24 protein-coding genes are annotated in these 25768 nt (G+C 35.0%); 18 read left to right on the top strand and 6 right to left on the bottom strand.

The genetic code is table 11. From position 1 onward, the window contains the following. Positions 1-32: 32 nt before the first annotated feature. Entirely contained in the window at positions 33-1253 is a 1221-nt protein-coding gene (locus HS129_03300) for a hypothetical protein (GenBank protein ID MBE7411082.1), read from the bottom strand. Positions 1254-1441: 188 nt separating this feature from the next. Between HS129_03300 and HS129_03295 the strand changes: the two genes are divergently transcribed. The 9 genes from HS129_03295 (at position 1442) to HS129_03255 (ending at position 12025) form a co-directional block, all read left to right on the top strand. Next, complete coding sequence (locus tag HS129_03295; protein MBE7411081.1) at positions 1442-2149, top strand: histidine kinase; 708 nt, start codon at positions 1442-1444, stop codon at positions 2147-2149. Next, on the top strand, positions 2133-2903 hold the full coding sequence (locus tag HS129_03290; GenBank protein MBE7411080.1) for an SDR family oxidoreductase: 771 nt from the start codon (positions 2133-2135) through the stop codon (positions 2901-2903). The genes HS129_03295 and HS129_03290 overlap by 17 nt, the downstream gene beginning before the upstream one ends. 235 nt (positions 2904-3138) lie before the next feature. After that, positions 3139-5259, top strand: a complete 2121-nt coding sequence (locus HS129_03285) for a sodium-translocating pyrophosphatase (protein ID MBE7411079.1) — start codon at positions 3139-3141, stop codon at positions 5257-5259. 423 nt (positions 5260-5682) lie between these two features. Continuing rightward, positions 5683-6699 carry a nitrite reductase, copper-containing gene (gene nirK / locus HS129_03280; GenBank protein MBE7411078.1) on the top strand — a complete coding sequence of 339 codons (1017 nt, stop codon included), beginning with the start codon at positions 5683-5685 and terminating at the stop codon, positions 6697-6699. Between the two features lie 301 nt (positions 6700-7000). After that, positions 7001-7378 carry a fluoride efflux transporter CrcB gene (crcB, locus tag HS129_03275; GenBank protein MBE7411077.1) on the top strand — a complete coding sequence of 126 codons (378 nt, stop codon included), beginning with the start codon at positions 7001-7003 and terminating at the stop codon, positions 7376-7378. 141 nt (positions 7379-7519) lie between these two features. Continuing rightward, positions 7520-8221, top strand: coding sequence for a CAP domain-containing protein (locus HS129_03270; protein ID MBE7411076.1), 702 nt, complete (start codon positions 7520-7522; stop codon positions 8219-8221). Positions 8222-8399: 178 nt separating this feature from the next. Further along, positions 8400-9917: a 2-isopropylmalate synthase gene (locus HS129_03265; protein MBE7411075.1), complete on the top strand. Its 1518-nt coding sequence runs from the start codon at positions 8400-8402 to the stop codon at positions 9915-9917. Continuing rightward, complete coding sequence (gene hisC / locus HS129_03260) at positions 9878-11002, top strand: histidinol-phosphate transaminase (protein MBE7411074.1); 1125 nt, start codon at positions 9878-9880, stop codon at positions 11000-11002. Before HS129_03265 ends, hisC begins: the two co-directional genes overlap by 40 nt. Positions 11003-11023: 21 nt before the next feature. After that, entirely contained in the window at positions 11024-12025 is a 1002-nt protein-coding gene (locus HS129_03255) for an alpha/beta hydrolase (GenBank protein ID MBE7411073.1), read from the top strand. Here the strand turns inward: HS129_03255 and HS129_03250 are convergent. Both HS129_03250 and HS129_03245 read right to left on the bottom strand, forming a co-directional pair. Next, positions 12009-12806, bottom strand: a complete 798-nt coding sequence (locus HS129_03250) for a 1-acyl-sn-glycerol-3-phosphate acyltransferase (GenBank protein ID MBE7411072.1) — start codon at positions 12804-12806, stop codon at positions 12009-12011. The two genes, HS129_03255 and HS129_03250, sit on opposite strands and share 17 nt — an antisense overlap. Positions 12807-12973: 167 nt before the next feature. Beyond that, complete coding sequence (locus HS129_03245) at positions 12974-14155, bottom strand: lipoprotein LipL45 (protein MBE7411071.1); 1182 nt, start codon at positions 14153-14155, stop codon at positions 12974-12976. Positions 14156-14424: 269 nt separating this feature from the next. On the opposite strand from HS129_03245, the gene HS129_03240 reads away from it, so the two are divergent. Together HS129_03240 and HS129_03235 are read left to right on the top strand one after the other, a co-directional pair. Further along, positions 14425-15825 (top strand): outer membrane protein transport protein, encoded by a 1401-nt coding sequence (locus HS129_03240; protein ID MBE7411070.1) that lies wholly within the window; start codon positions 14425-14427, stop codon positions 15823-15825. Positions 15826-16372: 547 nt separating this feature from the next. Continuing rightward, complete coding sequence (locus HS129_03235; protein MBE7411069.1) at positions 16373-16591, top strand: hypothetical protein; 219 nt, start codon at positions 16373-16375, stop codon at positions 16589-16591. A 227-nt stretch (positions 16592-16818) separates the two neighbouring features. Here the strand turns inward: HS129_03235 and HS129_03230 are convergent, their stop codons facing one another. Together HS129_03230 and HS129_03225 are read right to left on the bottom strand one after the other, a co-directional pair. Next, positions 16819-17250, bottom strand: coding sequence for a hypothetical protein (locus HS129_03230; protein ID MBE7411068.1), 432 nt, complete (start codon positions 17248-17250; stop codon positions 16819-16821). An 87-nt stretch (positions 17251-17337) separates the two neighbouring features. Beyond that, positions 17338-18075, bottom strand: a complete 738-nt coding sequence (locus HS129_03225) for a hypothetical protein (protein ID MBE7411067.1) — start codon at positions 18073-18075, stop codon at positions 17338-17340. A 349-nt stretch (positions 18076-18424) separates the two neighbouring features. On the opposite strand from HS129_03225, the gene HS129_03220 reads away from it, so the two are divergent. From HS129_03220 to HS129_03190, 7 genes are read left to right on the top strand one after another with little or no spacing between them, the layout of a single operon-like run. Further along, positions 18425-19204, top strand: coding sequence for a M23 family metallopeptidase (locus HS129_03220; protein ID MBE7411066.1), 780 nt, complete (start codon positions 18425-18427; stop codon positions 19202-19204). A gap of 3 nt (positions 19205-19207) precedes the next feature. Continuing rightward, on the top strand, positions 19208-19996 hold the full coding sequence (locus HS129_03215; protein MBE7411065.1) for an HAD-IB family phosphatase: 789 nt from the start codon (positions 19208-19210) through the stop codon (positions 19994-19996). Continuing rightward, entirely contained in the window at positions 19993-20670 is a 678-nt protein-coding gene (locus HS129_03210) for a 16S rRNA methyltransferase (GenBank protein MBE7411064.1), read from the top strand. Before HS129_03215 ends, HS129_03210 begins: the two co-directional genes overlap by 4 nt. Before the next feature lie 58 nt (positions 20671-20728). After that, positions 20729-21325, top strand: coding sequence for a helix-turn-helix transcriptional regulator (locus HS129_03205; GenBank protein MBE7411063.1), 597 nt, complete (start codon positions 20729-20731; stop codon positions 21323-21325). Next, positions 21315-22352, top strand: coding sequence for a hypothetical protein (locus HS129_03200; GenBank protein MBE7411062.1), 1038 nt, complete (start codon positions 21315-21317; stop codon positions 22350-22352). Before HS129_03205 ends, HS129_03200 begins: the two co-directional genes overlap by 11 nt. Next, complete coding sequence (gene rfaD / locus HS129_03195) at positions 22349-23308, top strand: ADP-glyceromanno-heptose 6-epimerase (protein ID MBE7411061.1); 960 nt, start codon at positions 22349-22351, stop codon at positions 23306-23308. Before HS129_03200 ends, rfaD begins: the two co-directional genes overlap by 4 nt. Positions 23309-23324: 16 nt before the next feature. After that, the gene (locus HS129_03190; protein MBE7411060.1) at positions 23325-23954 is read left to right on the top strand and encodes a DedA family protein; all 630 of its coding nucleotides are present in this window, start codon (positions 23325-23327) and stop codon (positions 23952-23954) included. A 913-nt stretch (positions 23955-24867) separates the two neighbouring features. On the opposite strand, the gene HS129_03185 is transcribed toward HS129_03190, so the two are convergent. Beyond that, entirely contained in the window at positions 24868-25767 is a 900-nt protein-coding gene (locus tag HS129_03185) for a glycyl-radical enzyme activating protein (protein MBE7411059.1), read from the bottom strand. Between the last annotated feature and the right edge of the window lies 1 nt (position 25768).

The following is a 25768-nucleotide window of genomic DNA, read 5'->3' as shown; positions in this document are numbered from 1 at the left end:
AAGCTCACAATCTAAGAGCGGAGAGAGTGGGATTATTTGTTCAAATTTTGTAATTCTTGGATTCTTTTAGTTTTCTCTTCACTTTGCCATTCTGCTTTGGAGAAACTCGAAATAGTGTAGGCTTTGGTTTTGTATTCTTCTGTATAAGGGACTACAAGCTCTCTGTCTGGCTCTGTAGTTTTTGCGGCTTGGATTTTCCGTAAACCCTCTTCTCCTTGGGTAAACCACGCAGGATCTATTGGCAAATTGACTCTATGTCCTCTGCCCGCAGTAAAAATATAAGGACCGTCGTAACCCTTGTCTCTTAACACTTTACCGAAAAATAAAAAATCAACCTCGTTTGTGCCTCCTTTCAACTGTCCGTCATAAGTGGCGTAAGCTACATAGTTTCCGCCTTCGGCTTCTTTTAGGTTAGCTTCTAAGTGGTAATTACCGGGCTTTACCACTTTAATCTCTGCCTTAATCACTAAACTACCGTCAATGACCATATCTCTAAAAAAGTTAGAAAACTGTGCAGGTTTATTTGGTGATGAATAAAAGCTCGCAGATACTTTTGCCTTTTTGCTTTCTCTACCGTAAAGGATATTTGTTTCCAAAGACATCTGCCCCCAGTCTGCCTGCATGGGTCTCCATCTAAAGGTAAAAATGTTGTCCTTGGCTACATCATCTCCATCTCTACCGTCGTCGTTTACGTCAGGGCTGTGGGTGGGGTACTGCTTTCCTTCCCATTCTTTGAACACATTATAGCTTTCTACTTGAATTTTCACGGGGGTGCTTGTAGAGTCCCTACATTCAAGAGTAATAAACATTTCTTGTCCACCGATTGCTGCCCAAGTTCTAGGTTGCATTAAACACCTGTATCCGTTTGGCTCTTTGGCAGAAGGAGAATCAAACATTATAGTCGGGGAATTATCTACTTTAAAAGGATACACTAAATCATAGTTTTCAATCGCAAGAGGTCTGGAATTTGGAGGGTATTTTGCCCATTCTTTATAATGATCCAATAAAATTTCAGGAGTGGCCCCATCGTCTTCCATTACTTCACTGTATTCAGTTCCACCTAAATTATCACTACCGGTACCTTTTTTAGTCGGATCGGAGGTTTTAGACATCATATTTTTCTTAGATTTTACCTTGCTTCCAGTAAAATCTGAATCTGAAAAAGTAAAATAAATAAGAATAAGCAGTAAAACCGCTCCAATCCCTGCAAAAATTTTCCAATTGGCTCCAAATACTGACTTTTTCGACTTCATAGCAAAATCCTCTTTTTAATATAATCAAAATAAGAAAAAAAGTCCTTTCTTATGTCAATAGGTTTACAAAAAATTATCATAGAAATTCCGGATTGATAAAAAAAATCAAATTTAAAGTATAAGAAACTTCTTTACGCATTCAGGAATTTAGAAAATATAGCATGTAAGACTTTTCTTAAACGGTAAATATGGCAAAAAGCTTCACAGACTTAAATTCAGAAATCACTGAGCATATAAATTCGAGTGATAAAATTACCGTAAAATCCTCCAAGATCAATTCCCAACTCGAAAAATATGTACTTAAAATAATTACAGACATTCTAGCCAAGTTCAACCAACAAAGATTTATCGATATGTTGTACACTATCACCAAGGAAATGGCGATAAACGGCGTAAAAGCGAACCAAAAAAGGATTTTTTTTGAGGATCAGGGCTTGGATATAACTAATGAAATAGAATACAGCAAGGGTCTCGAGCTATATAAGCAAAAATTTTCAGACGCTATGGCAAATGAGTATGGAAAAAGGTGTCTTTCTCGCGGGGTCTATGTTATGCTGAACTTTAGTTACCACAGCGAAGGGTTGTATGTAGAAGTAATAAATAACACTCCTGTATTGAAACAAGAAGAATCGAGAATGCGTGAAAAAATGCGAAAAGCAATGGGATACAACGATATTGCAGAGTTTTATATGGACAATATGGACAATACGGAAGGTGCAGGACTCGGAATCGCACTCATAATGATCTTACTAAAAAATGAAAATATTGACCCTAACCTATTTAGGATAATTACAGGTAAAGACAAAACTATCGCTAGGGTAGAAATCCCATTCTCGGAAAATTATATTTCAATAAGAAGTAAAGAGGTACAGGCACTCAATGGAAATTCAAAATAAAGTAGTAGTAGTTACAGGATCTGCCGGGGGACTTGGAAAATCTATGGCGATAAATTTTGCAAAAAAAGGCGCAAAAGTAATCATCACAGATATTCGAGAAGAAGCGGTTACTCAAACTGTCAAGGAAATTGAGGCGTTAGGCGGGACAGCTTTTGGAGTAGTTTCAAACGTTTCCAAAGAAACCGATGTAGAAAATTTAATGAAAGGTAGTGTTGACAAATTTGGCTCGCTGGATGTAGCCGTATTGAATGCAGGCATCCTAAGAGACGGCTTACTCGTCCGTGTGGACAAAGAAACAGGCAATGTAAAAGGAAAAATGTCACTCGAACAATGGCAATCTGTAATTGATGTGAATCTTACCGGGGTATTTTTAACAGGAAGAGAAGCAGCAATTCAGATGATTAACTCTAAAAAAGGTGGGGTAATTATCCCTATTTCATCTGTTGCCATGCACGGAAACCCTGGTCAAACCAATTATTCCGCAGCAAAGGCAGGTGTCGCAGTCTTAGCAAAACTTTGGGCACAAGAATTATCAAAGTACAAGATCAGAGTAGCTGCAATTGCACCCGGTTTTATTGCTACAGACATGGTTATGAAAGACATGAAACCGGAAGCCTTGGAAAAATGGAAGTCTCTAATCCCAATAGGAAGGCTGGGAGAGCCGGATGAAATTTCTAAAACTGCAGAATTTATAGTCGAAAATGATTTAATTACGGGTGTAGTAATAGAAGCCTCAGGTGGAATCAAAATTTAACTTTTAGAAAAATTTAGAGAAGTTTTTTTAAAATTTTAGTTTTTTTCTTGACTGTAAATCGCAGATTCCTTTGAATATTCTGCATATTTGTACAATTCGCGGGATGAAAATAAAAAGCTAAAATTTTTTCATTAAAATTCAGGTATTTGCGAGAATTTTTCAGGGTTTCTAAAAATTTTTCAAGAGTATTTAGTAGTTTTTCCAATTTGTCCCCAAAATTTAAGAGGTTAACTAAATGCAATCTGCATATATAATCATAGGGATGTCTGTTTTATCCCTAATCGTTGCCGTTTATTTTGCGATAAAAGTCGTAAAAATAAAAATCGAAGGCGGCTCCAAAGAGCAAAACGACAGACTCGTGGAAATTTCTTCTGCCATAGCTGACGGAGCAATGGCATTTTTAATCCGTGAATACAAGGTAATTAGTATTTTTATCGCATTTATGGCTATTCTAATCGTTTTACTTTTAGATAATCCAGCAACTCCATTCAACGAAGGTATCCACACCTCGTTAGCATTTGTTACAGGTGCTATCATATCCTGCATCTCTGGATTTATCGGAATGAAAATTGCTACCAAGGGAAATGTAAGAACGGCACAAGCAGCCAAAACCAATATCACAGGCGCATTCAGAGTTGCGTTTGACTCTGGTGCAGTTATGGGATTTGGGCTTGTAGGTCTTGCCATACTCGGATTGATTGCAGTCTTTTTGTTATTTACTGGACTACACTCTGAAGTAGAAAAACATATTTTAATGGAAGCGCTTGCAGGATTTGGACTCGGTGGTTCTTCAGTTGCTCTTTTTGGTAGAGTGGGAGGGGGAATTTACACCAAGGCAGCCGATGTTGGTGCTGACCTTGTAGGCAAGGTTGAAAAAGGAATCCCTGAAGACGATCCGAGAAACCCTGCAACGATTGCAGATAATGTAGGAGATAACGTAGGAGACATTGCGGGAATGGGTGCAGACCTTTTCGGCTCTTGTGCAGAGGCGACCTGTGCAGCACTTGTAATTGGAGCAACAGCTACTGCACTTAGCGGAAACATGAACGCATTACTCTACCCTGTTCTTATTTCTGCATTCGGAATCCCAGTTTCCTTAATCACTACATTTTTTGCCAAAGTAAAAGAAGGTGGGAATGTAGAATCTGTTCTAAAAAAACAACTTTGGATTTCTACAATTTTAATGGCAGTCGTAATGTATTTTATTACAGATATGTTCATGGTTGACTCTTTTGAAATTCTTGGAAAAAATATTACTAAGTGGAGTGTTTATATTTCTCTTGTGATTGGACTTTTTGCAGGGATGTTTATAGGAATCATAACAGAATACTACACTTCTCACTCCTACAAACCAGTTAGAGATGTAGCAGAATCTTGCGAAACAGGAGCTGCAACCAATATTATTTACGGGCTTGCACTCGGATACGAAAGCTCCGTATTCCCTGTTATACTACTTGTAATCACAATCGTAATTTCAAGTGTACTTGCAGGAATGTATGGAATTGCAATCGCAGCACTCGGCATGATTTCAACAATTGCAATCGGACTGACTATCGACGCTTATGGACCTGTTTCGGATAACGCAGGAGGTATAGCTGAAATGGCTGAGCTTGGAAAAGAAGTAAGACAAAGAACAGATACGTTAGACGCTGCCGGAAACACTACAGCAGCAATCGGTAAAGGTTTTGCAATCGGATCGGCAGCCTTGACCTCGCTTGCATTATTTGCAGCGTTTATAACAAGAGCCAAGGTAAGTAACCCTGCACAGAGTAATATTGACTTACTTGACCCTTGGGTTTATGGAGGGCTTTTACTTGGGGCCATGCTTCCTTTTATTTTCTCTGCAATGACTATGAAATCAGTCGGGAAAGCCGCACTCGATATGGTAAAGGAAGTGAGACGACAATTCAAAGAAATTCCCGGACTCATGGAAAGAAAATCCAAGCCGGACTACAAAAGGTGTGTTGATATTTCTACCGCAGCGGCTCTAAGAGAAATGATTCCTCCCGGGCTACTGATTTTACTCACTCCTATCTTAGTTGGATTTTTGTTTGGAGTTCCAACTCTTGCAGGACTACTCGCAGGCTCTCTTGTGAGTGGAGTGGTGATGGCAATTTCCAGCGCAAACTCCGGTGGAGGCTGGGACAACGCCAAGAAATACATTGAGTCTCAAGCCGGTGGGAAAGGTTCCGAAAAACATAAGGCTGCCGTTGTAGGAGATACTGTAGGTGACCCGTTGAAAGATACTTCCGGTCCTTCCATAAATATTCTGATAAAACTAATGGCGATCACAAGCCTAGTATTTGCAGAATTCTTTGTGCACCAAGGCGGTTTTTTATTGAAGTTCTTTAAGTAGTTTTAGTAAAAAACTCATTAGAAAAAATAAACCTCTGTTCTGAAAAGTTCAGAGGGTTTTCTTTTTTTTATTCCAAGAGTGAGTATGATATTTATCATATCGACTAAACTCACTGCAAATTTTATCTAATTCTATATGGTAAAATGATTGAATTTTTTTTTATAATAACTCCAAACTATATCTTTCATCTTCTAAATCCTAATGAATTTAAGGTTTTTTCGCTTAGCCGATCGAAAAGTATCCAATACAAATTCTAGAATCTACACTCAAATATTTTTACAGAAAAAAGAAATAATTTCTTGCAGCCAATTCACAAATTGATACAAAAACTAAATTTTTCTTTTATAAAAATACCTGAATTCTGGAGATGGATAGTATATATAGATTTATGGAAAAATTCCATAAAAATAAGGAGAATTTGTTATGAAGCAAAAATTATTTATTCTAGGGAGATTGGGAATTCTATTCACTTTTGGAATTTCTTTAACTATCCTTACGAATTGTAGTGGAAAGATGGCGGAAGAAAAAGCAGTGCTTACAACTGCACCCAATGTTCCTCCTCCAATTAAAAGAAGAGTACCTGCAAAAGTTACTATAGAACTAGAGACAAAAGAACTGGTAGGTAAACTTTCTGATGGTGTTGAATATACTTTCTGGACTTTCGGTGGAACTGTACCCGGACCATTTATGAGAGTAAGAGAAGGCGATTTAGTTGACTTTGTATTGAAAAATGCAAGCGATAGCAAAGTACCTCACAATATTGACCTACACGCTGTGACAGGACCCGGTGGAGGAGCTGCAGCTACTTTGACCCTTCCTGGACAAAATTCTCGTTTTTCTTTCAAGGCGATAAACCCTGGACTTTATATCTACCACTGTGCTACAGCTCCTGTAGGACTGCACATTGCAAATGGCATGTACGGACTAATCTTAGTAGAGCCTGCGGCCGGACTACCTCATGTTGATAAAGAATACTATGTTCTCCAAAGTGAATTCTATACAAAAGGCAAATACGGAGATAAAGGACTTCAACCATTCAGCCTTGATAAGGCACTGACTGAGACTCCTGACTATGTGGTGTTTAATGGCTCTGTTGGCTCTCTTGTGGGAGACAAGGCAATTACTGCAAAAGTAGGAGAAAAAGTTCGTTTGTTTCTTGGGAATGGTGGACCGAACTTAGTGTCTTCATTTCACGTAATCGGTGAAATTTTTGACCATGTTTATACAGAGGGTGGAACAGAAAAAAATCAGAAAAATGTTCAAACTACTCTAATTCCTGCCGGTGGATCTGCAATAGTTGATTTCAAAGTTGACGTTCCTGGTAACTATGTATTAGTTGACCATTCTATTTTCCGTGCATTCAACAAAGGCTCGCTCGGAATTTTAAAAGTCGAAGGCCCTGAAAATAAAACTATTTTTTCAGGCAAAATGAAAGAATAGATACAAATTTTTAACCCCGGCTATTTGTCGGGGTTACTCTCATAACTCCCACAATAAATCAAAACTATTTTTAGAGATTTTTTTTTGTTTACATTCCGCTAATGCACAAAATGATTTAAAATAAATTTTTTCTAATTATGACGCTACTGCCCAGCCCTTGCAAATAATCTAAGAAAGAGCTGGGTTCTATAGTAAATAGCGACTTATCTTAAGTATTTTAGCGTACATATTTTCAAGAAAGACTTTTTGCAGGTGCACCAATTATAAAAATGTCAAAAAATATTTTTGCTGAGAGTTAGTCATGAAATACTTCTATATCGCAATCGGAGGGGCTTTAGGCTCGATTTCCAGATACTTTTTGAATTTTATTATAGTAGCAAAATTTCCTTCTTTTCCTTATGGCACTCTATTTGTAAATACACTCGGCTCGTTTACAATGCTTTTCCTATTTACAATACTTTCTAAAACAAGCTCCACAGATCCATTTCGATTGTTTTTCGCTGTAGGCTTTTTGGGAGCATTTACTACTTTTTCTACATTTTCTTTTGAAACTATCCAATTTCTAAAAAATCAAGAAATTGGACTTGCAGTTTTAAATATTTTTATGAATAATTTTTTCAGCCTTGTATTCGGCGGATTAGGTTACTACCTCGCCAACAAATTCCATTTTGTAAATTAAACCAAAAAAATAGAGCCTCCATTATACAATTGTTACCCGATTTAGCTTAAAATCACTAAAAATACGAAAAAAAAAGACTTGCAGTCATTTTGGATTTATGTAACATTAGGCTAATTGTAAATAAATTTCAGGAGTAATACATTGAAAAAACTATTTAGCATTTCTATAATCTCTGCACTTGCAATTTTGCCGGGATTTTCCCCAAAATTTGAACTCAAAAAGGAAAAAACTGTATTTCAAAATTCAAATCTTGAAGCACAAGTAATCGGAGGCGAATATCTGACTGAAATCGAAAAACAGATCGTAGAGCAAATCAACCTCGCAAGGATGAATCCTAACGCTTTTATCTCTGTATTGGAGGAAATGCGACCACATTTTAAAGGAAAAATGTTAGAGCTGCCGGGTGAATACAAATACCTGACAAGAGAAGGCGTGTCTGCTTTAGACGATGCTATTCGCTATTTGAAGTCTTCCAGACCCACGATTGCAATGACTGTAGCCAAAGGGCTTTCAAAAGGTGCAAAAGAGCACGTTGAAGACCAAGGCAGTAACCCGGCGATTAGTTTCACTGGATCAGACGGAAGCACTCCTGACCAAAGAATGTCCAGATACGGAACTTGGAAAGAACCCCTCGGTGAAAACATTGCTTATGGGGCACTCACTGCAAAAGGAGTAGTAGCGCTTTTTATTCTTTCTGATGGTTTTCCTAAAAGAGACTTACGAGTAAACCTATTCAACCCTAAATACCGAAAAATGGGAGTTGCTTGCGGAAAACACACTCATTATGAAAATTATTGCGTAGTTGACTTTTCGGGTAACTATACAGAAAAAATTCCCAAATAAAATTTCCTATAGTTTTCAAATCGAAAAAGCCACAGACCAATTCTGTGGCTTTTTTATTTTGAATCGTAAAACGCTTTTCATTTGATTTTCATGAAATCTGAGTTGTCTCCAAATGAAAATATAAAAAATTTGACTTGAGGTTGAAAATTAGACCAAAATAACATCGAGGAGAAAATCAGTGATTGAAGAAAATAATCCAACAGAGCATGTAAGAATTTTTGACACTACCCTCCGAGATGGCGAACAGTGCCCCGGTGCGGCAATGAGCGAAGACGAAAAATTAGAAATCGCTCATCTTCTTGCCAAGATGAAAGTTGATTGTATTGAAGCTGGTTTTCCTGTTTCTTCACCTGTTCAATTTAAAGCAGTTGAAAGAATTGCCCGCGAGGTAGAGGGTCCTATTATCGTAGGACTTGCAAGAGCCACTAGAGGAGATATAGAAAGCGCATTTCATGCTTTAAAGAATGCGAAGAAAAAAAGAATCCATACTTTTTTAGCCTCCTCTCCAATTCACATGAAACATAAATTAGGGAAATCTCCGTCAGAAGTTTTAGAAATGGCAAAAGAAGCCGTAAAAATTGCAAGAGATTTTGTAGAAGATGTAGAGTTTTCTCCAGAGGATGGAACACGCTCTGAATCCGAATTCCTGAGAGAAATCTGTGAAGCAGTTATCGAAGCTGGAGCAACCACAATAAACGTACCTGATACTGTAGGTTACGCCACTCCTGAAAAATATGGAGAGTTGTTCGCCTTTCTTATCAAAAATGTAAAAGGTGCTGAAAAAGTTATTTTCTCGGCACACTGCCACAATGACTTGGGGCTTGCTACCGCAAATTCACTTTCTGCGGTAAAAAATGGTGTCAGACAAGTAGAATGTACAATCAATGGGATTGGAGAAAGAGCAGGAAACACTGCAATGGAAGAAGTAGTGATGGCTCTAAGAACAAGAAAAGATTTTTATTCTATCACGACAAATATTGATACAACTCTAATTTCTCGCGCATCTCACCTTGTGAAAACAATTACAGGAATGGTGGTACAGCCAAACAAGGCAATAGTGGGAGGGAATGCTTTTGCCCACGAGTCAGGAATCCACCAAGATGGTGTGATTAAACACAGAGAGACTTATGAGATCATGACTCCACAGTCCATAGGACTTGAATCCAACAGAATGGTACTTGGAAGGCACTCCGGTAGAGCCGGATTTAAAGACAGAATTATTCGATTAGGATTTTCTCCTACTCAAGAAGAGTTAGACGCAGCATATACAAGATTTTTAGAAATAGCAGACAAGAAAAAAGAAATTTTTGACGAAGATGTGCTCGCTCTATTTACGGATGAATCCAGAAAGTCAAAATCAGACAGATACCAACTAACGTATTTTCATATCACTACCGGAAGTAAAACAGTGCCTACCGCTACCATTCAGATGAAGATAGACAGTATGGTTGTAGAAGAGTCTTCAACAGGAAACGGGCCTGTAGATGCAATTTACAAAGCTATAGAGAAGGCAACCGGAAGACAATCCAATTTGCACAAACTTTTAATTTCACCGGTTACAGAGGGACACGATGCTTTGGCTGAAGCGTCCGTAACTCTCAAGCACGATGGTAAATTTGTTGTAGGAAAAGGAAGCTCTACAGATATCATTGAAGCATCTGCAGTTGCAATGATAAACGCTCTAAACAGACTTTGAGAAAATATTTTAGAAAAGAACTTTATAAATTAAAAGCCTACACCCCGGGAATTCAGCCTAACCCGGAAGATAAGATTATTAAACTCAATACAAATGAAAATCCCTATCCACCTTCACCGACAATTAGAAAAGAAATAGACAGAATAATAAAAAATCAACTTCTAAAAAGATACCCAAATCCAAATTCAAAAGACTTACGAAAAGAAATAGCACGCCATTACAAATTACAAGAATCCCAAATCTTAGTTACCAATGGCTCCGACGAAGGCTTGGCTTTACTTTTTAAGGGAGTCCTCGGAAAAAACTCTACTGTAGTGATGCCCTACCCGACCTATTCTTTATACCCCGTCTTAGCTGATATTCAGATGAATAGTGTAAATATAAAAAAAATTCCACTCTTACAAAACCTGCACTTTGATTTTCTAAACCTCCAAAAATCCAAGGGAGAGCTTTTGACTTTTGCTCACCCGAATGCACCTACAGGAATTCTGGAAGAAAAAGAAAAGCTAATCAACCTTATAAAAAATTTTTCAGGGGTTGTGCTTTCAGACGAAGCCTACATTGATTTTTCTCCATTCGGTTCTAGCTTAATTTCAGAAATTAACAATCACGAAAATCTAATCGTATCTAGAACGTACTCAAAGTCCTATTCTCTTACTGGAATTCGAGTCGGCTACCTTGCGGGGAACGAAAACTCAATACGTTTATTAGAAAAACTCAAAGACTCTTATAATGTAGGGATGCTCGAGCAGTACATTGCCCTCGCTGCCCAAATTGATCAAAAATACTTTTTACAAAACAGAAAAAAAGTTATTATAGAAAGAGAAAAAGTGAGAGCCAAACTCATCGAGCTTGGTTTTGAAATTCCAAAAAGTGATACAAACTTTCTATTCGCAAAACCTCCAAAAGGTCTCTCCGCAAAAGAAATCTTTGACAGTTTGACAAAAAGTGGTATCTTAATCAGATACTTTTCTGATGGAATTTCAAAAGACTATATCCGTATCACGATAGGAACAGAACGCGAAAATAAAATGGTTACGAATACAATAAGTAGCCTTATCACAAACTCTTTTACCAAAAATTAAAAACTGACGATACTTATTATAATGAAAAAGTATCTAAACCAAATTCTAAAATTCTATTACAAATCTTTTAAAAAAGTAAAAGACCTAATTCAACCAGATTATAGACAAACCGATATAGAAGTCAATGAAATTAATATCCACCTTGGAGAATGGCCTGGATCGAAAGACACCGTATTTTGCATCCATGGAATTACAGCCAACCACAAATCGTTTCAATTGATTGCAGATTTTCTTCACAAAAATAAAATGCACATCTATGCTCCTGATCTAAGAGGAAGAGGGAGATCCGACAGACCTTACGGGCCCTATGGGATTGATACTCATGTAAAAGATATAATTGCAATTATAGATAAACTAAATTTAAGAAATATCGTACTCATAGGTCACAGCCTCGGTTGTTTCATCTCCATTCACACAGTAGCAAAACACCCGGAATATTTTAAAGGGCTGATACTTTTAGATGGAGGTGGAATTCTGAATGTATGGCAAAAAATTAAAGCTCTCTCTGCAATTCGTCCGTCTCTTTCGAGACTCGGGCAAAAATTTTCTTCTACGAAAGATTATATAGAACAAATTAAATCTATTGGGTTACTCAAAAAATGGAACCCTACAATGGACGATGTATTTAGCTATGAATTAGATGCAAGAAAAGGTGGGGGGGTAAGAAATAACCTCAGACCGGAAAATATAGAATCAGAATTAAATTCAATGGCAGGATCTTTAAAACCTTCTATGATAATTAAAAATTTCTTACACGACCCTCGTCGATTTATACAAAAGCTAAAAGAAATGAATCAAATTCCTTATGAAAAAATCAAATGCCCCGTTCTAATTTTAAGAGCAGGGAAATTCAACCTAAAAAAAGGAGATGATGTTTTGCCTTTAGCCTCTATGGAATCAATGGTAAAAAAAATCAGAAAATGCAAAGCCTATACCCTCGAAGATTGCAACCACTCTGAAATTGTACTTTCAGAAAATTCATCCAGAGATAGAAAAATTCTGAATTTTATCCATTCCCTTTAATTTCTTCTTTTTTCCATTTGGAAAATCGTGAATCTATAAAATTCAAGATTTGATTCTGCACTTCCTTTTCATTTTTATCAATCTTTAAAGATTCACCTATCTCGATATGAATAGGCAATTTTCTATTCAACGGTCCAAAACCTTTTAGGAATCTGCCGTTACTCCAAAAATCAGTTTTCAATGCAATAGGAATAATTCCAACTCCTGCCCTTTTTGCTAACTTAACACCCAGAGTATTAAAATTTTCAGGAAGAAATTCTTTTTGTCTTGTCCCTTCAGGAAATAAAATAATAGATTTGCCTTCAGTTAAAATTCTTGTTCCTTCTCGCATTACTACTTCCATGTCCTCTCTAGCGTTTTTTCTACCCACTACTACCGGATCTCTAGACTTCATAACTTTCCCAAAAAAAATTCCTCGCATCAATTTTTCTTTTACCACAAAAGTTACCGGCTTAATTGGAGTTACAATACTAGGAAGGATAAAAGTTTCAAGTGCACTAATATGATTAGCTACAATCACCAAAGGTCCCTCGGCTTTTCTCAGATTGTCAATTCCTGTTACATTTAGCCTACCCCCTACGGCTTCTACAGCACTAAGAATATCACGAGAAGTCTTTGCCCAGTTTTCATTATTGAATTGATCTTGATCGATTAATTTTCTACATGCAAACACAACTTTTACAAAACGAGAATACAACCACCATCTGGAGCGTAAAAATAAATAGTCTTGCCAATCAGTGGGTGTATCTACCGGAGTGCTATAGGAATCTTCTAAAAACATATTATAAGGTATGAGAATAAAACTAATATAAAGTTGCAATTAAAAACAATTTTAGAGTAAAAATTTTCATACTTTAAAATTCTATTCTATGGCTTTTGCAGGAAGTGTTGTACATAAAAAAACCCGGCTTCTTTAAAAAAAACCGGGTATTCAAAAAAGGTTACAGATTACAATTTTGTTTTGTTTTGTAAGTCGTAAATAACTTCTTTCACATCGTTTTGATTTACCTGCTTGATACCATTTTCTGTGTGAACATACATTACGTTCCCTTCTTGGTTGATAATCGCACCGATGATTTCGGTCTTTCCATCTTCCAATACAATTTTCTCAATTCTTTCATAGTATCTCACTATGTCTTTCTTTGTTTCAAATTTTTTAGGAGTTTGAATGATTGAATCGGTAAATTTCTTTTTCTCGCTCTCTTGACGACGACTAAGTTCCTCTTCAATTTTTCTCCTTTCTTGCTCATTTTGAGCAGCTTTCGTTTCATCCAATTTACTTCCGGACTCTTCGTTCAATTTAACCATTTGATTGGCAAGTTTAGGATCAACTGTTACTACAGTCTTTAATTCCATCTCCTCACTTTTTGTAGCATCTGATTTTACAACTTTCAGATTTGTTTTTTCAACTGTGCTTATAGTTGTAGAAATAGAGTTATCGTCTAACTTCTTCCCAAGAGACTTATTGTCAGATTGGATAGAAGAAGATTGGTCTTTTTCTATTACCACTTCTTTTTCAGAAAGTTGATCTCTCAATTTTTTCAATTCTGCATTTTTGTCTATTTCATAAGAAGGTAAGTTGTCTAAAGCAGGCACTCTTGGAGCAAGAGCCACAGAGCCGTCTATCACTTTTACAGTTGCTTTATTGTCTTTACCATTTTCCATAATAAAAGAAGTTCCTCTCACACCAGCGATTGCGGTTGGAGTAACTACACTAAAATTATCATTCTTTTGAGCTTTCTGCACCTTTGCAAAGACTTTTCCTGACACTAAAGCCATCTGAGTGTCCGCAGTTCCATTATCATTTAACATCAATTTGTTAAAATCCATCGTAGTCTTTGCCGCAAGTCTAACAACCGATCCGTCTCCGATCTGGATATCTACTTTTGCCTTATCTCCGGTCAAAACTTTATCACCGGGTCTTAAGGTTGAACCCAAATTTGCCTTTTCTTCGGTTGAATCTGCGTGCAGAATTTTAGATTCCCCAATACTAAACACTACTACTGCAGAAAGAACATTGTCCTTTTTATCCGTAGAAGTATTCATCCCGTCATTTGGCTTTTTGCAAACTGAAAATAAAAATACTGTTGCAAGTAAACCTAATAAAAAACCAATCCTTAACTCTTTCATTTTTTTCCTCTCATTTTGATTCCAATTTTTTTTCATTTCCTATTTCTATAACAATATATGCAAAATTTTTTTTCAACCGGAATCAATTTTTTTTGAAAACTCATAAAAAATTTCTAACTTTCTTGCAATTTCATTAAATGCAGGGTTATTTTTAAGCAAAATTCCAGAAAAATTCGATTTCCCAATATTCAAATCTTATATCTTAAAAAAAATCAGTCCATTCTATATTTTTTCATTGCCTATGATAATGAGTCTCAAAATCCTGAATTATGCTATTACTTTTCCGTAAAATCACTATCTATTCGGTATTTTTTTTGTCCTTATGGTTTCTATCTGTAAATGAAATATTTTCTTTCAATGGCTTATTCCAAACTAGTTTTGGAGCCAAACAAGCAGGAATGGGTGGTGCAAATCTTGCAGTCGGTGGAAGTGTAATGGATTTAGAATCCAATCCATCTCACCTTGGCGATTTAAAATCTAAAAAATTTGAAGCAGGCTCTGCATTTCATTTTGCCAATCTAAGATATGAAGATAAATTAAATTCACCTAATCCAGATTTTTCTTTTTCCAATCGAATCGAGTCCCACCCGATCGCCCCTCTTCCCTACATAGGATACATCTCTCCCATAACAGGAAATATAGGACTTGGAATTGCATTTTACACTCAAGCCGGAGGTGGAGGAGTGTTCAGAGATATTCTCAAAAATAGTTTAAATGGTCAAACTCTAAACGAAACTCTTGGAACAAATGACCCTATCTTAGGAAGACAAAAACAAATTCACCAAAGTCTTACATTCAAATTCATTACAAATAAAATCACTCCAGCGATAGGCGTGAATTTCGGAAAATTATCCATCGGAGGTGGGATTGACTTTATTGTGTCTAGAATGATGTTTCAGAGAATTTTTACTGATACTACGGATACAATAGAACTTCCCGGGACATTTAGATACCAAAGCAATATCTCTTACTCGCTTGGAGGAAAATTCGGCACAACTTACAAACTCACCCCTGATACGAAGATAGCTTACGCCTATATTTCAGGTCATGTTTCTCACCTCGATGGAAGAATGGAAGTCTATACTTCTGATAGAAATTTCCCTGTTCAATATACAGATATATCAAAACTAATGTCTCTTCCGCCAAGACATATAATCGGGATTTCACACAAAACCGGAGATTTTTTATTTGCATTTGATATCAGATATATTCAATGGTCGCAAGGGTTTGGTGCAAATAAATTTATTCTGGAAAGACCTTTGATTCCAACTCCCCTAGGTGTAGATACCAATATTATTCAATTCAATATCAACTGGAAAGACCAAACAGTATTTGCACTTGGAATGGAATACGAATTCAAGAAATCTTACTTTTTCAGATTGGGCTACAATTATGGAAAAACTCCTCTAAGTCCTTACGGAATCAACCCTATGATTGGAACCACAACCGAGCACCATTTATCAACAGGGCTTGGACTTGGATCAGAGACATTTAGATTTAATTTTGCATTAGAATACGCTTTCCCCAAAAAAATGACCGGAGCCAAAAGTTCAGATTGGGCAATTGCAAACTCTGTATATTCCAAAGACAATGTACAAGCTCCAGGTTATTCTCACTCAAAAACTGTCAGTGTTTTTTCTCTTTTCTTAGGTGTTGAAGTTTTTCTTTAAGAAGATATTCACGTTTTATACCAATAGAGAACTTTTCGTGCTAAAATGTGGGATCACCACTCTTTTCAGTAAAGTGCATGTTTTATACCAATTTGGAACCTTTTATGCAAAAATGTGGGAGCTCCAAATCGGAGGACTGAAGACTGAAATCCGAGGACTGAAATAGAGGAGCTAGGATTTTTTTTAATTACATTTATCTTGTAGATAGAGGTTTTGAGCTTTTGTAGAGTTTTTGAAATTTCGCTTTTAGTGCAGTTTTTGCACTTTTCGTGTGAAAATGTGGGAACTCCACTTTTTTGGGGATTAAAAAAAAATACGCATTCAATACAGATTTAGGACTTTTTACGTAAAACTGAAGAAAAAATTCTAAAAAAACGATAAAATTTTTTTTCTAAAGCAAACTTTTTTACCTTATAAATGAGAGCAGAAAAATTTGCTAAAAAGAAGAATATGAACCCACAAAAATATGCAGAAACGTTAATCGAGCTTGCTTTTGTTCCAGCAAAATATATGGTTGAGTTCAATAGAAGAACAACTGGTTTTCGAGATGAAAATATTTGCACTCATTGCTGAACAGATACAGAAACGTGATTCTTTGGGGACTTTGAGAAGATGGAGAGGGTTGAAAAGGCTACCAAGAAGTTCGGACAAAATTTGCAGAAGAAGAATTTTACCAAATAACGAGGATTGGATTGAGCTTGGGATTCTTGCGGATTGGCTTGGTACTACGAAGACCAGATTCTTTTACTCTTTTATTGGTGCTTGACCTTGCCGAATGGACATAAATCCTCAGCAGATTCTTCGAGAATGGAGTTCCCACCTGGTGATACGATTGCGGGGAGCTTACCTCAAGAGAAAACGACCCGCTACAATAGACTAAAACGACACAAGCCCGACGAAAAGAAAAGAACCCCTATAAAGAAAAACACAAAAAATCATTGAAAGAAAAAATCTGCAAGTATCCGTTGTTCGAATTGAAATTGCATCAATTTTTTACTTAGGGGGAATTCTTTTGGGAGTTGGACCACTTTCTCCATTAGAATCTACTTTGACTATAAGTGCATCAATATACAAAGCTCCAAAATCTTTAGTATATGAAAGTAAAATTGCCCCACCATCGCTTGTCGGCGCAGTATCAACCAGATTGGATCTTTTACTGCCATAGTTTTTTTTCCAAACCGAGTTCCCTTTAGAATCCAATTTTTCTATATAGAAAAAATTTTCACCAATTTCAGAACTCGATGTGATTATAAATCCGGAATCTTTTGTTTCAAAAATCTTAGTTATAAAGCATTTTAAAGTAAATTTTTTTTCAAAGTATTGTTCACCTTTTGAATTCAAAAGAATTAAACTCGAATTATTTTTTTCATCTAAGTCCCTGGAAGTTAAAAATAAAATAATGTCGCCATTTTTTTTCTCAGCCAAAGCTCCAACAAGATTCCCGCCAATCGCAACTTCTTTCCTTAGAGTTTCTTTAGCTTTTGAATCAAAACGTATTACTAATTCAACCCCTCATTCTTTTTGATGCTGAAAAAAATAAAATCCTCCATTAGCAGAAGTAGCAAATTGATTTACACCTGGATTTTCTGGTAAATCGAGAAATTTTGTAGAAACGTATTTCCCATTTCTATCAAAGGATATTAGAGCTGGTTTTCGAACTAAATTAAAATAGGTCGTATCACCTTTTTGTTCTTTCACTTCAACTGAAAGTAAGGTTACTACCTGAATATGTTTATTTTCACCTTCAAACATAAATAAAGGTATATCATTATATCTTGCGCATAATCCTCGATCACAAAATTTACCTTTGGATGCACTTGATATTTGAAAAATTTTATTTCCGTTTTTATCATATTTGAATAGCTCAATCCCGTCAGTATCTAACCCTAAACTGCCATACGCAGATTTGCCTGCCGAAACAATAGAAGCATCTGAGGTTAAAGCTACCACAGATGGAGAAAATACTTGAAAATTTTCGTGAGGACTTCTCCACCATAAAAACTTCCCTGTTTTGTTAAATTTTGCAATCCACGTTCCTAATGTATTCGGCTTTGGGTCGCCATTATTTAAGCTGTTGGTTGAGGTAATATAAATATCACCGTCTTTATTTACTAAAACTTTTTCGGGGAGGTCTTCTGGAAGATTCTTTTTCACAAGTCCTGTAAATTCTTCAGAACCAAAAATTACCTGCCATTTTTCTTGAGAGCTTATCGGGTTTATGGAAAAAAATGAAATGAAAAGGATTATCAAAAAACTGCATATACTCTTACTTTTCATAAAAAGCCTCGGATTTTTCTTTTTTTCATCTATTCTAGCTATCTTTAAAAATTTTGTCTTCTTTTTTTTTTGATCATTAAATATTTTTTTAATTAAAGGCTCATGTAAATAATTTTATGGAAATATATACGCTCATTTACTTAAGTGAAATCGCCATTTGTAAGCGATGCCAGCTCTTGCAACTCAATGAATGGGCAAAAATACCATAAAATGGGGAAATACATTAAAATACTAAAAATCGAAAAAATCCTTGACAAAAACACTATAATCCACAAACCATGTTACATTAAAAAATTCTAAGCGAAAACTACTTAAAATTACGATGAAAATTATTAAATTAACTGCCATACTTTTGCCATTATTAATATTGGCGAATCTACTTGCATTTTCTGGAAAAAATAGTTCTAAACAGGAAATCATGATAGACAATGAGTTCATCCAAACCTATAGAGACAAGCATGGGAGATGGGCTTCCATCAATGAAATAAAACAAAGCACCGAAAAATTTTTAAAAGAGATCGGAACAGAAGAAATTGAGGTAAAATTCATCAATGATATAAAAATAACCGATTCTCTTCCCAAGTTTCAGCAGCTATTTTTTCCTTATAGTGAAGACTATTTAAAGTCACTTTTATCTAGTGGAAAAGGCAGGGAAATAGTAGTGTCTGACTTTAGAGAGTTTATCTGGCCTGTCAGTTCATCAAAAATTTACGGAATTACGTCGAAACTCGGAAAGAGATGGAATATATTTCACAGTGGGTTAGATATTGCCTGCTCAAAAGGATCTGTAGTTGTAGCTGCTGCCGACGGAACAGTTATTTATTCCAGAGTCAATGCAGGAAACTACGGAAATTTAGTCACCATTCAACACGAGATAAATAATTTACAAAGTATGTACGCTCATAACTCTACTTTACTTGTAAAGGAAGGAGAAAAGGTTAAGAAAGGACAAATTATTGCTTTTTCTGGAAACACTGGTCACTCTACAGGCCCTCATCTTCACTTTGAAGTGAAATATTTAAATGTAGTTTTAAATCCAGAGCATTACCTACCAATGCTCATAAAAAATACTGACCCTATAGTTGCGAGTAAAGAAGAATAGTATTTGCTTCCAAAAAAAAATTGGACAGACGAAGTTTATAATTTTCTGACCTCTATTCGTGAAGGCAAAGAAGTAGTCGCATTTGACTTTGATAATACACTAATAAAAAACGATTTCGGCGAAGCTGTCATGGAATATATTTTGTATTCTGGTATGCCAAAATTTAAAGGAGATTTTTCTAAATATTTTCTACCAAATGAAATCGAAGCCAAAGAGATATGGAAAAGTAAATTTCACTCTCCTAAGATACTTAGAGATTTTACAATTAGTGAATATGAGAAAATTATTGAAGTTCAAGGATTGGAGAAAGGTTATAGATGGACTTCATTTATTTTTTCCGGGTATTCGCCACAAGAATTAAGAAACCTTGCAAGAGAAGTGTGGAATAAAGACAAAACTATTAGCCCATATAAAGAAATGAAAGACCTAATTGTATATTTTAAAAAATTACAAAAAGATATATTTATAGTTACTGCCTCACCTACCGTAGTGATTCAAGAGATTGCTGGTGAATTTGGTATTGAAGAAGAAAATGTTATTGGAATGAATTCTAAAATACTGAATGGAATTTTCACCGATGAAATAATTGAGCCTTATACTTATGGAAAGGGCAAAGTGAAGGCACTTCAAAAATTTTTAAAAGATACACCTGCACTTGCATTTGGAGATTCTGAAAATGATTTTGAATTATTAAAATATTCTAAAAAAGGTATATTTATTGATAAAGGAATTCAAAAATATAAAGAGAAATTTTTAGAAATTGGTTCTCTAATTCAACCTCGATTTCAATGACAAAAAAAAAATTAGTTTTGGTTTCAATTCCGATTGGAAATCCTTTGGATATATCTGCAAGAACAGTTCAAGAATTAAACGAATGCGAATTTGTAATTGGTGAAGAATACAAAGAGACCTCTAAATTTTTAAAGCAAATCGGGATTGAAAAAAAATTTGAATTATTTAATGAGCACTCAACCGATGATGAATTGTTTAGCTTGTTAGAAAAAGTTCAAAACTCTAAAAGTGTTTGCCTGATTTCTGATTCAGGAAATCCTACTTTGGAAGACCCGGGCGAAAGATTTGTCAAATACGCTATTCAGAAAAATATTTCTATTTCTGCTATTCCCGGGGCATCGGCTTTAATGGTTGCACTTTCTATTTGCGGGTTTTCATCATCTCCATTTACTTTTGTCGGATTTCTAAATAGAGAAAACGAAAAAAGATCACAGGAAATAAAAAAGCTTCTCAACATAAAACACACTATTATATTCTACGAAACACCGTATAGATATAAAAAAGTAATTCAAGAAATCTCCAAACATTTACCTCCAAAAAGAGAAATCTTTCTTGGGTTGAATTTAACTTGTGAGGATGAATTTATTTTTCGAGGCAAAATCAAAGATATTTTACCAAAATTAGAAAAACTTCCAAAATCTCTGCCCGTAATCGTCATCAGCCTTGAAAAATAAATTGACTCATTTCTCATATATTGGAAAAGTATATTATACATGAAAAAATAAATCCGAAATAACAGAGGAGAATTCTATTCCTGAAAACCCGGAACACATTATTCAAATAGTAAAAGACAACCTTCGAATCCTCCGACATACTAGAGGGCTTTCTTTGGATAAACTCGCATCCAAGTGTGGCGTAAGTAGAGCCATGCTATCCCAAATCGAGCAAGGAAAAAGCACACCAACTATTTCTGTTTTATGGAAAATAGCCAATGGTCTGAATGTACCTTTTTCTGAATTGTTGAAAGAAAAAAGTAACGAAGGAATCCACCTGCTGAAATACGAAAATACCAAGATCTTATTTTCTAATTCAAAGGTTTTTTCCAGCAGAGCGTTATTTCCTTTTACAGGAAATCGAAATACAGAATTTTATGAGCTCACTTTGAAACCCGGAGGGATAGAAGTAGCTGATCCTCACAAAACAGGAACTACGGAAAATATTGTAGTTGTTTCTGGAAAACTGAGACTTAGATTGGGTGAAGAAGTGGTCGAATTAGAAGAAAAAGATTCTGTTTTTTTTCGAGGAGATATTCCTCACGAATATTCTAATCCGACAGATAAAGAGACTCTAATGTATCTTGTAATGAATTATACAGAAAATGTGGCTTAAGAAATTACAAAAATATACTTTTCAAATTATACTCATTATATTTTTTTTATCACTGAATCTTTTTATTTTTTCACAAGACGAAAATAGAAACTTAAATATAGAAGAAACAAGCGAAGAGAATTTGCAAGAGGTAAAAACACCTGCAATCAATGAACAAATTTCCTGTGCAGAAGATTCTTGTACAAAAATTATTTTTGAAAATGAAAAACAAAGCACGAAAGAATTGGAAGACTTGTTAGATAAAAATGCAGGTAAAATCTTAATCGATCTTAGGAAAAAAAATTTAAAACTAAACGACAAAGAATTAAAAAGTATTTTAGGGTATTTAAAGGGAATCTTAAAAAATGAGGGGAAGGTTTCTATAGAGCCGTTCTACATGGGCACTAGATCAATGGAAATAGATATTCCCGGATTTAAAGATATTGTGAGTCTTGGAATAGACATATTTTTTAGAATTAGAAATTTCTTTAAGTATATGGTAATGAAAAATTATCATGCAAAGGTTTTGTATCACCCGACTAAACAGAAAGTAATGATGGTTTTTTTTGTGAATCGAAACTATGGTGATGTGTGTAGCACTATTTTCTCAAAATGCAACGAGATTGAATACATAGATGATGAGTCTTTTGACTTGAGTCTTTCCAACGCATTAAAAGAAAGTCAAGCTACAAATACAAATGTGAAAATTAATTTTAGAGGAACAAATGTATCCTTTCCTGACACTAAAATAGAATTAGAAACTCTTAAAAATCTTAATACGTCTTTAAGAATGTTTAAATGGCTTGTAGTTTGCAAAGAAACAAAGACAAGACCTTTAGTAAGGGAAAGATTTATTCCAATTACTGCCGCAGTAACCGCAATTGACTATTCTTTGAAAATTTATGATGCAGTAAAGGCATACATTCTTTACAAGCCTGCATTCCCCATGAAAGCAGAAATTTATGTTTCCGGTAAAATGAAAGGGGGAAAAGTAAATAGCATTATTTTTATTCCACCTCAATCTCCGGATATAGTGGAGAGTAAATGAAAATTATCGTTACAGGTGGAGCTGGATTAATCGGAAGTAATGTAGTTGAAGAATTGAACAACTCTGGAGAAGATCGTATCTGGATTGTAGATCACCTTGGGGCAAGTGAAAAATGGAAAAACCTTTCCAGATTAAAATATCGAGACTATTACGAAAAAGACAATTTTTTAAAGAAATTAGAGAATGGGAATGCGTTAGGCGAAATCACACACGTAATTCACCTTGGAGCCTGCTCTTCTACAACTGAAACCGACGCAAGCTATCTTATTCAAAATAATTTTGAATATACTAAAATATTAGCCGAAGTATGCGTAAAAAATAACATTCGCTTTATCTATGCATCCAGTGCTGCGACATATGGTGCCGGAGAGAAAGGATATGATGATTGTACCAGCATTGATAGTCTTAGACCATTAAATATGTATGGTTATTCAAAGCACCTTTTTGATCTTTATGCGAAAAACTCCGGTCTAGAAAAAAAAATAGCTGGCTTGAAATACTTTAATGTTTTTGGATTTGGTGAATCTCATAAGGGGAATATGCAAAGCCTTGTATTAAAAGGATATAATCAAATCAAAGAAAAAAAAGAGCTTTCCCTATTCCGATCGTATAAAAAAGAATTTCATGATGGAGAGCAAAAGAGAGATTTTTTGTATGTTAGGGATGCTGCAAAAATTACTCTACACATTCTTTTAAACAATTATAACGGTTTATTTAATGTAGGTAGAGGAATTGCAGAAACTTGGAATGATTTGGCAAAGGCATTATTTCAAGCCATGGATATAACTATTAACATAAAATATATAGACATGCCTGATTCTTTAAAAGCAAAATATCAGTACTACACCAAAGCTGAAACTAAAAAATTGCAAGAGACCGGCTATAATGAAAAATTTTTTAGTTTAAATGATAGCATCAAAGAGTACGTAGGTTTACTAAATCAAACTGGTACATAATATAAGCCAAACACAAATGACAGAGATAGACCTAATCACAACAAAAGTGCTCCACTGGATTTCAGAACAAAACTCAATTCTTATCTGGATGTTTTTTTTTATTTCCAACCTCACAGAAAATATTTTTCCACCATGGCCGGGAGATACTGTAACAGTAATTGGAGGATTTCTTGTTGCTCAAAAAAGAAATATTGGCTGGGGATTAATTTTATCTAGTACCTTTTTTGGAAACTTATTTGGTGGATTTCTAATGTATAAATTTGGAAAAACAGCAATACACTGGATGCATTCGAATAATTTTCCTTTTAAAAAGTCTATCTATAATGAAACAAATTTACAGAAAACTTTTGATTGGTTTTCTAATAACAATGTTTGGGTAATCGTTTTATCTAGATTTTCCGCAGGAATTCGTTTTTTTGTTTCTATAGTTGCAGGTATGTCTAAAATGCCTATTTCGCATTTTTTATTTTATTTTTCAATTGCTATTGCTATCTGGTGTGGGCTTCTAATTGGTGGGGGATTCTATCTTGGAAAAAATTGGGAACTTATTTTAAAAATTTTAACTATTTATAATAGAGTTGTGATGGTTGCAATTGGTTTAATTTTTTTTATTATAGTGTTTGTAAAATTTCAAAAGAAGTTTTAAGCCTTTTGGTATAGTTTTCCTATTTCTATTTTTTTACGATTAGTTAGTTTTTTGTAGCGTGTTTTTCTTTATAGGGGCTCTTTTCTTTTCGTCGGGTTTGTGTCGTTTTAGCCTATTGTAGCGGGTAGTTTTTCTTTGAAAGGTAAGCTCCCCATGCAATCGTGGTCACCGGGTGGGAACTCCATTCTCGAAGAATCTGGTGAGGAGAATTATGTCCCATTCGGCAAGGTCAAACACTAACAGAAGAAAAGAGCGGTCTTTGTGTGGTGCCAAGCCAGTCTGCAAGAATGCTAAGCTCAACTCCAGTCATCGTTATTCGGGGTAAAATTCTTCTTCTACCAAATTTTGCTGAAACTTTGATACGCTTTCTTTATCTATCCATTTTCTAAAAAGTCCCCAAAGAATCATATTTCTGTATCTGTTCAGCAATGCGCAAATATTTTCGTCTCGAAAAACCGTCGTTCTTCTATTGAACTTTCGTCCATATATTTTGCTGGAACAAGCAAGCTCGATTGTGTTTCTGTAAATTTTGTGGGTTCATAAATTTCTCCTTAAAGTAAAATTTTCTGCTCTCTTTAATATAAGGTAAAAAGTTTGATTTAGAAAAAATTTTGCAATTTTAGAAAAATTTTTAGCTTTACAGAAAAAGTCCCAAATCCAAACTAAATGCGAAATCTTTTTTATCCCCGAAAACGATGGAGTTCCCACATTTTTGCGTGAAAGGTGAACAATTGGTATAAAACATGCACTTTACTGAAAAGAGTGGAGATCCCACATTTTAGCACGAAAAGTCCCAAATCTGCACTAAACGCGAAATACACTATAAAGTTGAACCAAATAAGAGAAAATTTCATTGAAATACATATAATCTAAAAGTGAAAAATTTATATATAAAAACCTAAATAACAAAAAACTAAACAATTTCAAAATCTTGAAACACCAATCTACAATCTTCGATTTCTTTTTTAGTCATCCAAGAATTATTTTTATAATCTAAGCTAATTCCTAATTTTCCAGATTTATTACTCCAAAGAGGATTGTATGGTAAAAGTGAAATATTTTTTACTTTATTTTTACGATAGAAATTAGCAATAGCTTCTAAATTTTCTTTTGTTGCAGTTATATTTGGAACCAAAGGAGTCCTTGGAGTAAGATGAATTTTTTTATCAATGTGAAATCTGTGCAATTTTTCAAAATTATCCAGAATTTTTTTATTAGAAATTCCACAAAATTTTTTATGATGATCTTCGTCATAGATTTTTATATCATAATAAATCTGGTCTATGTATGGAAGAATACTTTTTTCAAACGTAGAAAAATTGAACTGTCCTGAAGTCTCTATTAGAACATGAATATTTTTCTTTTTAATCTCTTTTAGAAGGTTTTCACAAAAGTTAGGATACATACTAAACTCACCACCAGATAAAGTAACTCCACCTCCCGACGATTCATAAAACGGAATATAGTTCTCGATTACAGAAATAATTTTTTCAACAGAAATATTTTCTCCTACAATAGATAAAGCTCCTGAGTCACAAGTTTCTACACACTTAAAACAAGAAGTGCACCTATCTCTATCTATAAAATTTGGGTTATTTTTGTCTAAGGCATTTTCCGGACAAACTTTCAAGCAATTCCCTAAGGAGGAGCACTTTTCTAAGTAAAAAGAAAGCTCAAATTTTGCTTTTTTAGACTCTGGGTTGTGACACCACACGCAAGATAGAGGGCACCCTTTGAAAAAAATTACAGTTCTAATTCCTGGGCCATCATCCAAAGAATGACCTTTAATTTCAAAGATTGCCGCTTCGTTCATC

This window comes from Leptospiraceae bacterium (assembly GCA_015075105.1).
Classification (GTDB): Bacteria; Spirochaetota; Leptospiria; order Leptospirales; family Leptospiraceae; genus JABWCC01.
This window is presented reverse-complemented; position numbering and strand designations above follow the sequence as displayed.

Excerpts from the sequence above, each read along its gene's own strand:
- crcB (MBE7411077.1), top strand. The coding sequence starts at position 7,001 with ATGAAATACTTCTATATCGCAATCGGAGGGGCTTTAGGCTCGATTTCC.
- HS129_03250 (MBE7411072.1), bottom strand. The coding sequence starts at position 12,806 with ATGTTTTTAGAAGATTCCTATAGCACTCCGGTAGATACACCCACTGAT.
- rfaD (MBE7411061.1), top strand. The coding sequence starts at position 22,349 with ATGAAAATTATCGTTACAGGTGGAGCTGGATTAATCGGAAGTAATGTA.
- nirK (MBE7411078.1), top strand. The coding sequence starts at position 5,683 with ATGAAGCAAAAATTATTTATTCTAGGGAGATTGGGAATTCTATTCACT.
- HS129_03240 (MBE7411070.1), top strand. The coding sequence starts at position 14,425 with ATGCTATTACTTTTCCGTAAAATCACTATCTATTCGGTATTTTTTTTG.
- HS129_03235 (MBE7411069.1), top strand. The coding sequence starts at position 16,373 with ATGAAAATATTTGCACTCATTGCTGAACAGATACAGAAACGTGATTCT.
- HS129_03190 (MBE7411060.1), top strand. The coding sequence starts at position 23,325 with ATGACAGAGATAGACCTAATCACAACAAAAGTGCTCCACTGGATTTCA.
- HS129_03295 (MBE7411081.1), top strand. The coding sequence starts at position 1,442 with ATGGCAAAAAGCTTCACAGACTTAAATTCAGAAATCACTGAGCATATA.
- HS129_03185 (MBE7411059.1), bottom strand. The coding sequence starts at position 25,767 with ATGAACGAAGCGGCAATCTTTGAAATTAAAGGTCATTCTTTGGATGAT.
- HS129_03290 (MBE7411080.1), top strand. The coding sequence starts at position 2,133 with ATGGAAATTCAAAATAAAGTAGTAGTAGTTACAGGATCTGCCGGGGGA.
- HS129_03245 (MBE7411071.1), bottom strand. The coding sequence starts at position 14,155 with ATGAAAGAGTTAAGGATTGGTTTTTTATTAGGTTTACTTGCAACAGTA.
- HS129_03255 (MBE7411073.1), top strand. The coding sequence starts at position 11,024 with ATGAAAAAGTATCTAAACCAAATTCTAAAATTCTATTACAAATCTTTT.
- HS129_03285 (MBE7411079.1), top strand. The coding sequence starts at position 3,139 with ATGCAATCTGCATATATAATCATAGGGATGTCTGTTTTATCCCTAATC.
- HS129_03200 (MBE7411062.1), top strand. The coding sequence starts at position 21,315 with ATGTGGCTTAAGAAATTACAAAAATATACTTTTCAAATTATACTCATT.
- HS129_03220 (MBE7411066.1), top strand. The coding sequence starts at position 18,425 with ATGAAAATTATTAAATTAACTGCCATACTTTTGCCATTATTAATATTG.
- HS129_03300 (MBE7411082.1), bottom strand. The coding sequence starts at position 1,253 with ATGAAGTCGAAAAAGTCAGTATTTGGAGCCAATTGGAAAATTTTTGCA.
- HS129_03210 (MBE7411064.1), top strand. The coding sequence starts at position 19,993 with ATGACAAAAAAAAAATTAGTTTTGGTTTCAATTCCGATTGGAAATCCT.